We start from the raw sequence: 13262 nt of genomic DNA, 5'->3' as shown, positions 1-13262 counted from the left end.
CCATGTCAACCCTACCAAAACAAGGAATTGCATTGCAAATGCGATGGATTCGCATTTATAATTCACTCATTATCAACAGCCAGCTACTTAGCTTGCCGCCATGATCGTCTGTGTATGCCGCCGAGTTTCGGACCGAGAAATTGCCCGCCACGCCCGGGCGGGTCTGAGCTTTGACGAAATCCAGTTCGAACTGGGCGTTGCCACCCAATGTGGTCGCTGCGAAAGCTGCGCCCGCGATGTGGTGGCGCAATGCAGTGCGTCTCATCCGGTTGCTGCGGTGCACAATGACACCGCGCCACGGGCGATCCAGCTTGCCAGCTCCATCACGGAAAGCAAGGCATGGACCTCCTCTCTACACTCGCAGGCAGCTTGATCCTGGTGGCGGGCTCCGCCTGGTGGATCTTTCGCAAATAACAAGGTCTTTTTGGCCTCTAGCGCTTATGCAGCAAGCGCTGGCAGCTATCATTTTTATGTCGCAGCCTGATCGTTTTGCCCCTGCCGGGGGCCTGAGTCGCAACACCGTCATCGTGGGCAGCGTCGTGCTGTTTCACGTTGCGGCCATCTGGGCCCTGCAGTCGGGCCTGGTGCGCAAAGCAGCCGAAGTGATTGTTCCCGCCGAGTTGCTCAGCGAGTTCATTGCCCCGCCCGCCCCCAAGGTAGCCCCCCCGCCGCCCAAGCCACCCGCGCCCACACCGCCCAAGCCAGCGCCGAAGGTGCAAGCGCCCAAGCCCACCCCGGCGCCCATGCCCATGGCCATCAACGACCCCACGCCCGCGCCCAACGCGCCCACGGGGGTGACCACGCCGCAGCCGCCAGCGCCGCCCATCACCGAGCCCGTGGCCGCCGCCCCCGCGCCTGCGGCGCCGCCCGCGCCCCCGGCGCCGCCCAAGATCGAGCTGCCCTCCAGCGACGCCGCCTACCTCAACAACCCCAAGCCCAGCTACCCCGCCATCAGCAAGCGCATGGGTGAGCAAGGCAAGGTGGTGCTGCGCGTGCTGATCGGCACCGATGGCGCCCCGCAGAAGGTGGAAATCAACAAGTCCAGCGGCTACGAGCGCCTGGACCGCCAGGCCCAGGAGGCCGTGATGCGCTGGCGCTTTGTGCCCGGCAAGCGCAACGGTGTTCCCGAAGCCATGTGGAACCTGGTCCCCGTCAACTTTGTTCTCGAATAAACCAATCAACGCTTAGGGAGTTTTCATGGAATCGCAATTCGGTATCGCCAATGTCTGGATTCAAGGCGACTTTGTTACCCGGGCCGTGGCCGTGCTGCTGCTGGGCATGTCGCTGGCCTCGTGGATCGTCATCCTGATCAAGGCGCTGGACATCATCAAGTTCAAGAAGCACGCCCGCGCCGCGCAAGACTTCTGGCACAGCGAGGACTTTGCCGCCGGCATGACCAAGCTGGGCGCCGACCCCACCAACCCCTTCCGCCACCTGGCCCTGGAAGGCCGCGAAGCCACGGCCCACCACCGCAACACCAAGGCGCACCTGCACGACGCACTGGACGTGAGCGACTGGGTGACGCGCTGCCTGCGCAACACGATTGACGAATTCACCGCCCGCCTGCAATCGGGCCTGGCCATCCTCGCTTCGGTGGGCTCCACCGCTCCGTTCATCGGCCTGTTCGGCACCGTGTGGGGCATCTACCACGCGCTGCTGGCCATCGGTACCTCGGGCCAGTCCACCATCGACAAGGTGGCCGGCCCTATTGGCGAGGCACTCATCATGACCGCCCTGGGCCTGGCCGTGGCCATCCCTGCGGTGCTGGGCTACAACGCCCTGGTGCGCGGCAACAAGTCCATCCTGGGCAGCCTCAACAGCTTTGCGCACGACCTGCACGCCTACTTTGTGACGGGCGCTCGTGTGAACGCGGGCGGCGAACAAGGCAAGGTGCTGCCCATGAAGAAAGGCAGCTAAGCCATGTCGTTCGGAACCCAGGACAGCTCCGATGAGGTGATGAACGAGATCAACATGACGCCCCTGGTGGACGTGATGTTGGTGCTGCTCATCATCTTCATCATCACCGTGCCGGTGATGAAACACTCGGTCAACGTGGACCTGCCCAGGGCCACCAACCAGCCCGAGGACGTGAAGCCCGAAACCGTGCGCCTGAGCGTGTCGGCCGATGGCAAGTACTACTGGAATGAATCGGAAGTGACGGAGGAAGAGCTCTTCCCCCGCCTGCAAGCCGAAGCCGCCAAGGAACCGCAGCCCGACCTGCACATCCGTGGCGACAAGGCCGTGCGCTATGAAAAGGTGGCCACCGCCATGGCAGCCGCCCAACGTGCGGGCGTGCGCAAAATCGGGTTTGTGACGGACCCGCAGCAGTAAGCAAGGCATCGTGGTGGTCACGCCCGGCCTCTGGCACGGCACCGTGCCCCCGAAAGCCCCGAGCCTCGCGCGCGGGGCTTTTTTTGCGTTGGGAGCCGCGGTGCAGTGATCGCGGCGGCACCCCTCAGCGCTTTGCGCACGCCAGCCGCACTTGCCCAATGTGGCACGCCCCTCTCAGGCCACCACAGCCACGCACTCCCTACCCCAAGGGGTCCACAGCCCCACCGTCAGGAGACCTTGCATGAAGATTCGCCTCGCCGCCCACCTCACCTGCGCTGCCGTCTGCCTGGGGCTGCTGTTCGCTGACCAGGGAAGACTGGCAAGCGTCTTGTACTTCCTGTACTTGGGGGTCGAGGTTTTTATCTCCGCAGTCACGGGCAAGCAGCGCAACGATGGCGAGCGGTGAAGGCGTCAGCCTTGGTGGACGAGCCCCCTACCGCCTTCCGCACCATGCTCACCGCCTGAATCCCGGATCTCAACCCGAACAGGGAAATATTTTTCAGAAACCGCTTGCAAAGTAATTGCGAATCGTTATCATTAGCACATCGACAGCATTACACCGCTTCAGGAACACAGACATGCAAGCCACCCTGACCACCGCCGCGTTCTTGCGTTCTTCCGTGGCCCCCGCCAACACGGTTTCTGCCCCCTCGCCCACTGCTGATGGCCCCGTGCTGGCGGTGGACAGCAGCACCCTGCTGCAAGGCCAGAAGGCCGTGGCCATCAGCCACAACGGTTCGCTGTACCGCTTGCAAGCCACCAAGCTGGGCAAGCTGATCCTGACCAAATGAGTTTCATCGTGGGGCGACTACCGGACTCATCAGCAGTCCGCAAGGGTCGTTTTTGCCAGCCAACGGTTAATCCCGCGTAGCCAGGCTTTTTTTCCCTGCGATCTTCGTTCCCCCAACAAAAAACCGGCCCTGCGGCCTAATGCCAGTTAGTTAAGCCCGCAGGCGGCTTGATCCAGTAAAAAGGGAGCGTGTTCAACACGTTCCCTTTTTTCTTGATGAGCCTGCTTGCAAACGCCTTGCGCCAGACCCTGCCCCGAGTACCTGATCGCCTCGAGCAGCTCAGCGCGTTGATAGACCCTGCCTGGATCGCACAGGCGCTGGGGACCAGCGGCAAGGCCTCCATCCGCCGGCGCAAGCTGCCTGCCGAACATGCCGTGTGGCTTGTGATCGGACTGGCGCTGTTTCGCGACCGGCCACTGTGGCAGGTGGTGCAGCAGCTGGATTTGAGCCTGGATGGACAAGCGCCGCCTGCACCGAGTGTCAGCGTGCAAGCCCGCCAGCGCCTGGGCGAGGAGCCTCTGGCCGAGCTGTTCGCTCTACTGACCCAAGCCTGGAGCCGTCCTGCGGTGAATGTGCGCCAGCCACTGCGCGTACTGGCTGTGGATGGTGTGGTCTGGTCGGCGCCGGACACCCCTGAGAATCGAGTCGAACTGGGCAGCTGCAGCAACCAGCATGGCCTCTCGCCCTGGCCGCAGATCCGCGCCACTTGCCTGATGGACACACACAGCCACGAGATGCTTGATGCCAAGCTCGGCGCCATGGACTGCGGCGAATTGAGCCTGGCAGCGCAGTTGCGCGGCGAGGATCACTCGGTGACCCTGTTCGACCGGGCGTACTTCTCGGCCGCGTTCCTGTTGGACTGGCAGGCTGCGGGTACGCAGCGCCACTGGTTGATGCGCGCGCGGGACAATCTGCGCCATGAGATCGTCCAGCAACTGGCGTGCGGCGATGCGCTGATCCGCATGCCGGTGTCCCCACAAGCGCGCAAGGCACACCCGCATCTGCCCAGCCACTGGCAGGCACGCCTGATCGAGGTGAGCGTGGGTGGACGGCTGCGCCGCTTCATCACATCCTTGCCGTGTCCCCGCACGCATCCTGCGCAGGAGCTGGCCGAGCTCTACCACCAGCGCTGGGAGATCGAGTTGGGGTTCCGGGAGATCAAGCAGACCCTGCAGGAGGGTGAGCCGGTGCTGCGCAGCAAGCAGCCCGCGCTGGTGCGCCAGGAGCTGTGGGGCGTGCTGATCGCCTACACGCTGCTGCGCCGCTGGATGCGCGAGATGGCAGCGCACGTCCAAGTCGAGCCCCAGCGCATCAGCTTCCATACGGCCAGCTACGCCATCGTGAACTTGCTGGCGGTCCCCAGCCTGGACTCTGCCGGCACCTTGCCCAAGCAGTTGGCAGCCCTGTTGGCGCAATCGCGACACTTCGTGCTGCCGCCACGCCGCACTGGGCGCCGCTTCCCAAGGGTCGTCAAAAAACGCGCTTCCAAATTCCCAACGAAAAAATGCCAGTCAGCTCTTAACTGACTGGCATTGCCCTGCGGCCGGTTTTTTGTTGGCGCGTGCCACTGGCACGGCTTGGGCTTTTACAGGCCGATGGCGGCAATGCCCGCACGGGCAATCTGCGCGTCTTCGGAAGACTTCACGCCACTGACCCCCACCGCACCCAGGCACTGGCCGTCCTTCAGGATAGGCACACCGCCTTCGAGCATACCCGCCACGGCAGGTGCGCTCAGGAACGAGGTGCGGCCGCCGTTGATGACGTCTTCATACACCTTGCTCTCACGGCGGCCCAGGGCGGCCGTGTGCGCCTTGGCGGGCGCAATGTGCGAGGAAATGGCGGGAGCCCCATCCAGGCGCTGCAACCACAGCAGGTGGCCGCCATCGTCCACGATGGCAATGGTCACGGCCCATTGGTTCTTAAGCGCTTCGGCTTCCGCAGCGGCGGCGATGCGCTTGACATCGGCGAGTTCGAGTTCAAATTTGGTTTTCATGGAATGTCCTTTGAGGCGGGCCACGGGATCAATCCGCTGCCAACGCTCCCGGAGCATAGCGCCCGCGGCGGCGTTGGCGATGACCAGCTGGGGTGAAAGAGTTCATCCCTGCAGTGAGGGAATCCCGCGCATCCCTCACATCCCTTGCCCCCTTCACGCAGCGCCCCTGCGAAATAACGGTACGCCGCGGCCACGGCACTCAACGACTATGTTGACTGCGGCGCAGGGTACTCTCAAGGTTTGGGCCCAGCGTGCCGATAATGAGACAAGATGTTTCCATACCTCCGCGTCCTCCCTTCGCGTTTGCTTGTTGCCGCCATGGCGGTGGTGGTGCTGACTGGCTGTGAAATTCCAGGCATCTGGCCTGACCCCCGCATTGCGCAGCGGGAAGAAGAATCCAAAGCCATCGGCGGCGCCTGCCGCCATGCCCTGCGCGGGCTGGAAGACTGCTACACCCTGAATCCCAAGGCATCAAAGGCTGCAGTGTTTGCGGGCTGGAAGGAGATGGACGCCTACATGCGCGAGAACAAGCTCGAAGGCGCCCCATCGGTCATTGACCGCAACGAAAAACCCGAGAAGAAGAGTACGCAAGCCTCTGGCGCCCGCAACCCGGGCTGATCCTCCAAAGCCGCCTCACAGCGGCGCAGCCGGCTTGGGGCCGGCCGCTGCGTTTACCGGGCCTGCTCAGGCCCGCTCAAACACCGCCATGCTTTCGACGTGCGCGGTGTGCGGGAACATGTTGACCATGCCTGCGGCCACGCAGCGGTATCCCGCCAGATGCACCAGCAGGCCCGCATCGCGCGCCAGCGTGGCGGGGTTGCAGCTCACGTACACAATGCGCTTGGGCGGCGTCCAGCCTTCGGCCCCTGCGGGCGACGGGCCAGCGCCCTCAGCGCCAATGCGGGCCTGTTCGATGTCTGCCAGGGCCTTGGCCAGGGCAAAGGCGCCTTCGCGCGGTGGGTCTACCAGCCACTTGTCGGCGGTGCCGTCGGCAATCAGCATCTCTGGCGTCATCTCAAACAGGTTACGCGCTACAAAATCAGTAGCTGCCAGCGCTTTTCCATCCTGCCTTTGAGCCTGATTTGACTTGTAATTTTCACGCGAGCGGGCCACCAGAGCCTCACTGCCTTCAATGCCCAGCACCTCGCGCGCCTGGGTGGCCAGGGGCAGCGTGAAGTTGCCCAGGCCGCAGAACCAGTCGATCACCCGTTCGTGCTTTTGCACGTCCAGCAAGCGCAGGGCGCGCGACACCAGCACGCGGTTGATATGCGGGTTCACCTGCGTGAAATCGGTGGGCTTGAACGGCATGGTAATGCCGAAGTCGGGCAACGCGTACGACAGTGTCTCGCCGCCTTCGTCCAGCAACTTGACGGTGTCGGGCCCCTTGGGCTGCAGCCACCATTGCACGTTGTGCTGCGCGGCAAAGGCGCGCAGGCGGGCAATGTCTTCGGCCGACAAGGGCTCCAGGTGGCGCAGCACCAGGGCCGTGACGTGGTCGCCGCAGGCCAGCTCAATTTGCGGGCAGGTGTCGCGCGCATCCATGTCGGCCACCAGCTTGCGCAGCGGCATCAGCATGGCGCTGACGTGGGGCGGCAGCACGGGGCAGACTTCCATGTCGGCCACGTAGCGGCTCTTGCGCTCGTGAAAGCCCACCAGCACCGCGCCCTTTTTGATGACATGGCGCACGGCCAGGCGAGCGCGGTAGCGGTAGCCCCAGGCGGGGCCCTCGATCGGGCGCAGGATGGTTTCGGCCTTCACCTTGCCCAGGTGCCAGAGGTTGTCCTCCAGCGCCCGCTGCTTGACGGCCACCTGGGCGCGCGTGTCCAGGTGCTGCATCTTGCAGCCGCCGCAGGCGCCACCGTGCAGGCCAAAGTGCGGGCAGCCGGGGCGCACGCGCTGGGAGGACTCGCGGTGGATGTGCGTCAGGCTGGCCTGTTCCCAGTTGTTCTTTTTGCGGTGGGTGTTGGCGCTGACCCACTCGAACGGCAGGGCACCATCAATGAAGACCACCTTACCGTCGGGCTTGCGGGCCACGCCCTGGGCATCCAGGTCCATGGACTGGACGGCAAGCCAGCCCTCGGGAAGATCGGGCTGGTCTGCGGTGTCTTGAAGGGGTGGGGAGAGTGGTTCGGTCTGTTCGCTCATCCCCCGATTGTCTCAGGCTCGCGACCTGGTTCAGCCGCGGTCGGCGCGGCGGTCTTGGACTGGCAGGGGAACGGACGCAGGCTTGCCCGCACGCACGGACAGCTTGTTGATGGTGAGTTCACAGCCGTGCAAGTCGAGCGAGAAGATCAACTTGCCACCAGGGGCAACCTTGGGCAGCGTCTGGTGCAGGGGGTACGACATGTCTACCGGTGGCTCGGTGGAGCGGTAGATCAATTCACCATCGGGCGCATAGATTTGGTAGCAGGCAGCAGACGCCACGGGGCTGAACAGGGCGGCGGCCAGAGCGGCAACGGCTGCGACATGGGGCAATGCGGGCATATTCCTCTCCTCGGGTATCAGTTCAAAATTTGTGGCTGCATTATGCGGCGGCGTCCTCGGCGGCTCCACCCCCATGGGACAGCTGCCAGCCTCACACATGCAGATGCAGATGGTTGCTGTGCTTGACCTCTTCCATCACCGCATAGGTGCGGGTTTCACGCACGCCGGGCAGTTGCCACAGCACGTTGCCTGCAAACACCCGGTAGGCGTTCATGTCGGCGGCACGGGTCTTGAGCAGGTAGTCAAAGCCACCCGCCACCAGGTGGCATTCCATGATCTCGGGGTGTACCTGCACGGCCGCCTTGAACTGGTCAAACACGTTGAGCGTGGTGCGGTCCAGCAGCACCTCCACAAACACCAGCATGCCCGCGCCCAGCTTCATGGGATTGAGGCGCGCCTCATAGCCCAGGATGTAGCCTTCGCGCGTGAGGCGCTGCACCCGCGCCAGCACGGCGGTGGGCGATAACGCCACGGCCTCGGCCAGCTTCAGATTGGCGATGCGCCCGTCTTCTTGCAGGATTGACAAGATTTTTCGGTCGATGCGGTCCAGATTATTTTCCATAGAACCTGTTTTTAGTGAATTATTCAAACGATATCGCATTCTTTGAATATTCATTCGGCTCAAGTCCGGGGATCATCGCTTTCATTGCGCCAAACCCTGTTTGGCACCCACCTTCCACCCAAGGCATCGCCATGACGCAACCCTCCGCTCCGTTCGCCCAGTTCGCGCCCCGCACCCCGCTCACCAACCCGCTGCGCGCGCCCATCACCGCCGCCTACCGCCGCCCCGAGCCCGAGGCCCTGGCACCGCTGCTGGCACAGGCCCGCCTGCCGCAAGAGCTGGCCACGGCGTCGCAACAACTGGCGCTGCGCATTGCCAAGTCGCTGCGCGAGCGCAAGGCCAGCGCCGGCCGGGCTGGCCTGGTGCAGGGCTTGCTGCAAGAGTTTTCACTGTCATCCCAAGAAGGCGTGGCGCTGATGTGCCTGGCCGAGGCGCTGCTGCGCATTCCCGACAAGGCCACGCGCGACGCGCTCATCCGCGACAAGATCAGCAACGGCCAGTGGGATTCGCACCTGGGCAAGAGCCCCTCGCTGTTCGTCAACGCCGCCACCTGGGGCCTGCTCATCACCGGCAAGCTGGTGGCCACGCACAGCGAAAGCAGCCTGGGTAACTCGCTCAGCCGTCTGATCGGCAAGGGTGGCGAGCCCCTGATCCGCAAGGGCGTGGACATGGCCATGCGCATGATGGGCGAGCAATTCGTGACGGGTGAGACCATTGACGAAGCCCTGCACAACGCCCGCACGATGGAAGCCGAGGGCTTTCGCTATTCGTACGACATGCTGGGCGAGGCAGCGCTGACCAGCGAAGATGCCAAGCGCTACTACGCGTCGTACGAGCAAGCCATCCACGCGATTGGCAAAGCCTCTGCCGGGCGCGGCATTTACGAAGGGCCTGGCATCTCCATCAAGCTCTCGGCCCTGCACCCGCGCTACAGCCGCGCACAGTTCGAACGCGTGATGGACGAGCTGTACCCGCTGGTGTTGCGCCTGACGGTGCTGGCCAAGCAATACGACATTGGCCTGAACATCGACGCGGAAGAGACCGACCGGCTGGAACTGTCGCTGGACCTGCTGGAGCGCCTGTGCCACGAGCCCACGCTGGCCGGCTGGAACGGCATTGGCTTCGTCATCCAGGCCTACCAAAAGCGCTGCCCCTTCGTCATCGACTACGTGGTGGATTTGGCCCGCCGCACCCAGCGCCGCCTGATGGTGCGCCTGGTGAAGGGCGCGTACTGGGACAGCGAAATCAAGCGCGCCCAGGTCGATGGTCTGGAGGACTACCCCGTCTACACCCGCAAGGTGCACACCGACATTTCGTACATCGCCTGCGCCAAGAAGCTGCTGGCCGCGCCCGAGGCTGTATACCCCCAGTTCGCCACGCACAATGCAGAAACGCTGGCCACCATCTACCACCTGGCGGGCAGCAACTACTACGCCGGGCAATACGAGTTCCAGTGCCTGCACGGCATGGGCGAGCCGCTTTATGAACAGGTGGTGGGCGCCATCACGGCTGGCAAGCTGGGCCGCCCCTGCCGCATCTACGCCCCCGTGGGCACGCACGAAACCCTGCTGGCCTACCTGGTGCGCCGCCTGCTGGAAAACGGCGCCAACACCTCGTTCGTGAACCGCATTGCCGACGAAACCATTGCGCTGGATGAGCTGGTGAAGAGCCCCGTGCAGGTGGTGGATGAGCAGGCAGCCAAGGAAGGCACCGCCGGCCTGCCCCACCCGCGCATCCCCCTGCCAGCGGCGCTGTATGGCGCCCACCGCAGCAACTCACGCGGGCTGGATTTGTCGAACGAAAACACGCTGACCGAGCTGGCCGCCACCCTGCAAGCCACGGCAAGCCACACCTGGACGGCAGCGCCCCTGCTGGCCACTGACGTGCCCGCAGGCACCACCCAGCCCGTGCGCAACCCCGCTGATCACCACGACGTGGTGGGCCAGGTGCAAGAAGCCACCACCGCCGACGTAGACCAGGCCCTGGCCCACGCCCAGGCCACCGCAGCCCCCTGGGCCGCCACGCCACCCGCCGAACGCGCCGCAGCCTTGCTGCGCACCGCCGACCTGCTGGAAGAGCGCATGCAGCCCCTGCTGGGCCTGCTGATGCGCGAAGCGGGCAAGAGCGCCAGCAACGCCGTGGCCGAGGTTCGTGAAGCCGTGGACTTCTTGCGCTACTACGCCGCGCAGGTGCAAAGCACCTTTGACAACGCCACCCACATCCCGCTGGGCCCGGTGGCCTGCATCAGCCCCTGGAACTTCCCGCTCGCCATTTTCATGGGCCAGGTCGCTGCCGCACTGGCCGCAGGCAACCCCGTGCTGGCCAAGCCCGCCGAACAAACCCCGCTGATCGCCGCCGAAGCCGTGCGCCTGCTGTGGCAGGCCGGTGTGCCCCGCGCAGCCGTGCAGCTGCTACCCGGCCAGGGCGAAACCGTGGGCGCACGCCTGATTGGCGATGAGCGCGTGATGGGCGTGATGTTCACCGGCTCCACCGAAGTCGCCCGCATCCTGCAGCGCACCGTGGCCGGGCGCCTGGACGCCGCAGGCCGCCCCATCCCGCTGATTGCCGAAACGGGTGGGCAGAACGCGATGATCGTGGACTCCTCCGCCCTGGCCGAGCAGGTGGTGGGCGATGCCGTGTCGTCCGCCTTTGACAGCGCAGGCCAGCGCTGCTCGGCCCTGCGCGTGCTGTGCGTGCAGGAAGAAGCCGCCGACCGCGTGGTCGAGATGCTGCAAGGTGCCATGGGCGAACTGCGCGTGGGCAACACCGCCGAACTGCGCGTGGACGTGGGCCCCGTCATCGACGCCGAAGCGCAAACCAGCATCGTCCAGCACATCGAAAAGTTCAAAGCCCAAGGCCACCGCGTGTACCAGCACCCCAGCCACCTGGCGGCCCGCAGCGCACCTGGCACCTTTGTGCCGCCCACGCTGATCGAACTGAACCACATCGGCGAGCTGCAGCGCGAAGTCTTCGGCCCCGTGCTGCACCTGGTGCGCTACGCCCGCAAGAATCTGGACCAGTTGCTGGACGAGATCAACGCCACCGGCTACGGCCTGACCCAGGGCGTGCACACCCGCATCGACGAAACCATTGCCCGCGTGGTGGACCGCGCCCATGCCGGTAACGTGTACGTGAACCGCAACATGGTGGGCGCTGTGGTGGGCGTGCAGCCGTTTGGCGGCGAAGGCCTGTCGGGCACTGGCCCCAAAGCCGGCGGGCCGCTGTACCTGCTGCGGCTGCTGTCGCAGCGCCCCGCCGATGCGCTGGCGCGCACCTTTGCCGACGCAGACCGCGCCACGCCGCCCGAGGCTGCGGCCCGCAACCGCCAGTTGCCCGCCTTGTCGGCCCTGCAGCAATGGGCGCAAAGCCAGGGCAACGCGGCACTGGCCAGCACCTGCCAGCGCTTTGCGCAAGAAACGCAAAGCGGCACCTCCCGCACCCTGCCCGGCCCCACGGGCGAGCGCAATGTGTACACCCTGGCCCCGCGCGCCCATGTGCTGTGCATGGCAACGTCTGTCAGCGACCTGCTGGTGCAAACAGCCGCCGTGCTGGCCAGTGGCGGCAAGGCGCTGTGGCCCACCGCACAGGCCAGCCTGCGCAACCAGCTGCCCACCGCCGCGCAAGCCCAGGTGGTGCTGCAAGACAACGCCCTCATCGATGCGACCGTGGCGCTGGACGCAGTGCTGCACCATGGCGACGGCAACGCCCTGCAGGCCGTGTGCACCGCCCTGGCCCAGCGCCCCGGCCCCATCGTGGGCGTGACGGCCATGCAGCCCGGCGCGGTGGACATTCCGCTGGAGCGCCTGCTGATTGAGCGCGCCTTGAGCGTGAACACCGCCGCTGCGGGCGGTAACGCCAGCCTGATGACGCTGGGCTGAGCACCCGCCGCACTGCTACGCATGCGCTGCGGCGGTTTTTAATCAAAATGGCCGCTAGCGCTTATTAGAAAAGCGCTGGCAGCTATTGATTCAATAGCAATTCAGGACACGGTAGCCAACGGCAAGTTCAGCAGCAGGTTCTGTGGCTTGATGCGTACCAGCCCCTCGGCATTGGTGGCCAGCCCCAGGTACACAGGCTTTCCTGCGACATCCGCACGCATCTCTGCGGGGTTGGCAAAGGTCAGTGTGAACAGGCTGACCAGTCTTGCCATGCGCTCTGCCTCCACCGGCCGGTCCTGGTACAGGTCGTTCAAGATGGCGGTGGACTCCACGTCCAGCCCCACATGCCAGCGCCAGGCGCTGTCGTTGATCTGGTGCACTGGCTCAATCTGCACCTGTACGCCCAGCATGTGCAACACCCAGCGTTCCAGCACCCGCGCCAGGGCCTTCAGGCCCGAGCGGGCGCGGGTCAGCTTGAGGGTGAGGCCATGGCTCAGGTCCTGCGTCAGCTCGTGGGTCAGGTCCAGCAGAAAGTGGTGGCGCTCGCTCTCGGCCCAATAAGTAGCAGCGTTGTCGGGCGTGAGCACCTGCACCTGCGCGGTGGGTTGCAGCACACCGCCTTGGCGCAGCAGGCGCCCTACTTCACCCAGGCCTGCGGTTTCGTGCAGCAGGTCGAGGGCATCGCGGTCACCCGCCAGCATCTGGCCCTCTTGCAGGGTGATGCGCTGCGGGCGAAACAGCATCTCGGCCGCGCGGGCTTCCAGCGCGTCGTTGCTGGCGTCCAGCACATTGCGCAGCAAGGCCTGCACCACCGCATCGATGAACACGGCAGGCACATCTACCGTGCCGCTGCGCATCAGCCGCAGGTAATAGGCCTCCAACGTGCCCCCAGCCAGAAGGCCGTCGCGAAAGCGCAGAAACACCGCGTAGTTCTCACGCGCATCGTCATCCTGCACTGCCGCCAATTGCTCGCGCTGCACAGGTGCCAGGGGTGCGGCCACCAGCCCCTCGTGCAAGGCGATTTCTGCAGCGCAGGACTCCGGCACCAGCGCCAGTTCAGGCCGTGCCAGCAGGGTGCGCACGTACGCCTCGGTAGGCACCAGCCAGCCCCGCGCATCGCGTTGCAAGAGCGAAAAGTGGCTGCCTGGCCAAAAATCGTTGTGTGGCGTCACGAAAGCGATCCCCGAAAATCAAAACCTCCGAGGCTACAACACCCACCCCGC

14 protein-coding genes are annotated in these 13262 nt (G+C 65.0%); 9 read left to right on the top strand and 5 right to left on the bottom strand.

Annotation, left to right across the window (positions count from 1 at the left end; all coding sequences use genetic code 11):
- Positions 1-100 precede the first annotated feature (100 nt).
- The 7 genes from PQV96_RS06495 to PQV96_RS06465 all read left to right on the top strand — a co-directional run bounded on the left by PQV96_RS06495 (position 101) and on the right by PQV96_RS06465 (position 4648).
- The gene (locus tag PQV96_RS06495; protein ID WP_082758652.1) at positions 101-373 is read left to right on the top strand and encodes a (2Fe-2S)-binding protein; all 273 of its coding nucleotides are present in this window, start codon (positions 101-103) and stop codon (positions 371-373) included.
- Positions 374-470: 97 nt separating this feature from the next.
- Positions 471-1172 (top strand): energy transducer TonB, encoded by a 702-nt coding sequence (locus PQV96_RS06490; RefSeq protein ID WP_273624840.1) that lies wholly within the window; start codon positions 471-473, stop codon positions 1170-1172.
- Positions 1173-1197: 25 nt separating this feature from the next.
- On the top strand, positions 1198-1917 hold the full coding sequence (locus PQV96_RS06485) for a MotA/TolQ/ExbB proton channel family protein (RefSeq protein WP_066787654.1): 720 nt from the start codon (positions 1198-1200) through the stop codon (positions 1915-1917).
- 3 nt (positions 1918-1920) lie between these two features.
- Positions 1921-2331 (top strand): ExbD/TolR family protein, encoded by a 411-nt coding sequence (locus PQV96_RS06480; RefSeq protein ID WP_044403076.1) that lies wholly within the window; start codon positions 1921-1923, stop codon positions 2329-2331.
- A gap of 241 nt (positions 2332-2572) precedes the next feature.
- Positions 2573-2737, top strand: a complete 165-nt coding sequence (locus tag PQV96_RS06475; protein WP_156445240.1) for a hypothetical protein — start codon at positions 2573-2575, stop codon at positions 2735-2737.
- A gap of 172 nt (positions 2738-2909) precedes the next feature.
- Positions 2910-3122, top strand: a complete 213-nt coding sequence (gene hemP, locus PQV96_RS06470) for a hemin uptake protein HemP (protein ID WP_273624839.1) — start codon at positions 2910-2912, stop codon at positions 3120-3122.
- Between the two features lie 215 nt (positions 3123-3337).
- Positions 3338-4648, top strand: a complete 1311-nt coding sequence (locus PQV96_RS06465; protein ID WP_273623574.1) for an IS4 family transposase — start codon at positions 3338-3340, stop codon at positions 4646-4648.
- Positions 4649-4707: 59 nt separating this feature from the next.
- Here the strand turns inward: PQV96_RS06465 and PQV96_RS06460 are convergent, their stop codons facing one another.
- Complete coding sequence (locus PQV96_RS06460; RefSeq protein WP_044400933.1) at positions 4708-5115, bottom strand: GlcG/HbpS family heme-binding protein; 408 nt, start codon at positions 5113-5115, stop codon at positions 4708-4710.
- Positions 5116-5385: 270 nt separating this feature from the next.
- Between PQV96_RS06460 and PQV96_RS06455 the strand changes: the two genes are divergently transcribed.
- Positions 5386-5733, top strand: coding sequence for a hypothetical protein (locus PQV96_RS06455; RefSeq protein WP_273624838.1), 348 nt, complete (start codon positions 5386-5388; stop codon positions 5731-5733).
- A gap of 66 nt (positions 5734-5799) precedes the next feature.
- On the opposite strand, the gene rlmD is transcribed toward PQV96_RS06455, so the two are convergent.
- From rlmD to PQV96_RS06440, 3 genes are all read right to left on the bottom strand, one after another.
- Entirely contained in the window at positions 5800-7260 is a 1461-nt protein-coding gene (gene rlmD / locus PQV96_RS06450; protein ID WP_273624837.1) for a 23S rRNA (uracil(1939)-C(5))-methyltransferase RlmD, read from the bottom strand.
- Positions 7261-7290: 30 nt separating this feature from the next.
- Positions 7291-7599 carry a hypothetical protein gene (locus PQV96_RS06445; protein WP_066698486.1) on the bottom strand — a complete coding sequence of 103 codons (309 nt, stop codon included), beginning with the start codon at positions 7597-7599 and terminating at the stop codon, positions 7291-7293.
- 91 nt (positions 7600-7690) lie between these two features.
- Entirely contained in the window at positions 7691-8161 is a 471-nt protein-coding gene (locus tag PQV96_RS06440; protein WP_066698484.1) for an Lrp/AsnC ligand binding domain-containing protein, read from the bottom strand.
- A gap of 131 nt (positions 8162-8292) precedes the next feature.
- On the opposite strand from PQV96_RS06440, the gene putA reads away from it, so the two are divergent.
- Positions 8293-12039 carry a trifunctional transcriptional regulator/proline dehydrogenase/L-glutamate gamma-semialdehyde dehydrogenase gene (putA, locus tag PQV96_RS06435; RefSeq protein WP_273624836.1) on the top strand — a complete coding sequence of 1249 codons (3747 nt, stop codon included), beginning with the start codon at positions 8293-8295 and terminating at the stop codon, positions 12037-12039.
- 101 nt (positions 12040-12140) lie between these two features.
- Here the strand turns inward: putA and PQV96_RS06430 are convergent, their stop codons facing one another.
- Positions 12141-13211 carry a DUF6352 family protein gene (locus PQV96_RS06430; protein WP_273624835.1) on the bottom strand — a complete coding sequence of 357 codons (1071 nt, stop codon included), beginning with the start codon at positions 13209-13211 and terminating at the stop codon, positions 12141-12143.
- Positions 13212-13262: the final 51 nt, after the last annotated feature.

It is taken from the genome of Acidovorax temperans (genome assembly GCF_028596105.1).
Classification (GTDB): Bacteria; Pseudomonadota; Gammaproteobacteria; order Burkholderiales; family Burkholderiaceae_C; genus Acidovorax; species Acidovorax temperans.
This window is presented reverse-complemented; position numbering and strand designations above follow the sequence as displayed.

Coding starts and splice junctions, on each gene's coding strand:
- rlmD (WP_273624837.1), bottom strand. CDS start 7,260: ATGAGCGAACAGACCGAACCACTCTCCCCACCCCTTCAAGACACCGCA.
- hemP (WP_273624839.1), top strand. CDS start 2,910: ATGCAAGCCACCCTGACCACCGCCGCGTTCTTGCGTTCTTCCGTGGCC.
- PQV96_RS06465 (WP_273623574.1), top strand. CDS start 3,338: ATGAGCCTGCTTGCAAACGCCTTGCGCCAGACCCTGCCCCGAGTACCT.
- PQV96_RS06485 (WP_066787654.1), top strand. CDS start 1,198: ATGGAATCGCAATTCGGTATCGCCAATGTCTGGATTCAAGGCGACTTT.
- PQV96_RS06495 (WP_082758652.1), top strand. CDS start 101: ATGATCGTCTGTGTATGCCGCCGAGTTTCGGACCGAGAAATTGCCCGC.
- PQV96_RS06480 (WP_044403076.1), top strand. CDS start 1,921: ATGTCGTTCGGAACCCAGGACAGCTCCGATGAGGTGATGAACGAGATC.
- PQV96_RS06455 (WP_273624838.1), top strand. CDS start 5,386: ATGTTTCCATACCTCCGCGTCCTCCCTTCGCGTTTGCTTGTTGCCGCC.
- PQV96_RS06440 (WP_066698484.1), bottom strand. CDS start 8,161: ATGGAAAATAATCTGGACCGCATCGACCGAAAAATCTTGTCAATCCTG.
- putA (WP_273624836.1), top strand. CDS start 8,293: ATGACGCAACCCTCCGCTCCGTTCGCCCAGTTCGCGCCCCGCACCCCG.
- PQV96_RS06445 (WP_066698486.1), bottom strand. CDS start 7,599: ATGCCCGCATTGCCCCATGTCGCAGCCGTTGCCGCTCTGGCCGCCGCC.
- PQV96_RS06475 (WP_156445240.1), top strand. CDS start 2,573: ATGAAGATTCGCCTCGCCGCCCACCTCACCTGCGCTGCCGTCTGCCTG.
- PQV96_RS06460 (WP_044400933.1), bottom strand. CDS start 5,115: ATGAAAACCAAATTTGAACTCGAACTCGCCGATGTCAAGCGCATCGCC.
- PQV96_RS06490 (WP_273624840.1), top strand. CDS start 471: ATGTCGCAGCCTGATCGTTTTGCCCCTGCCGGGGGCCTGAGTCGCAAC.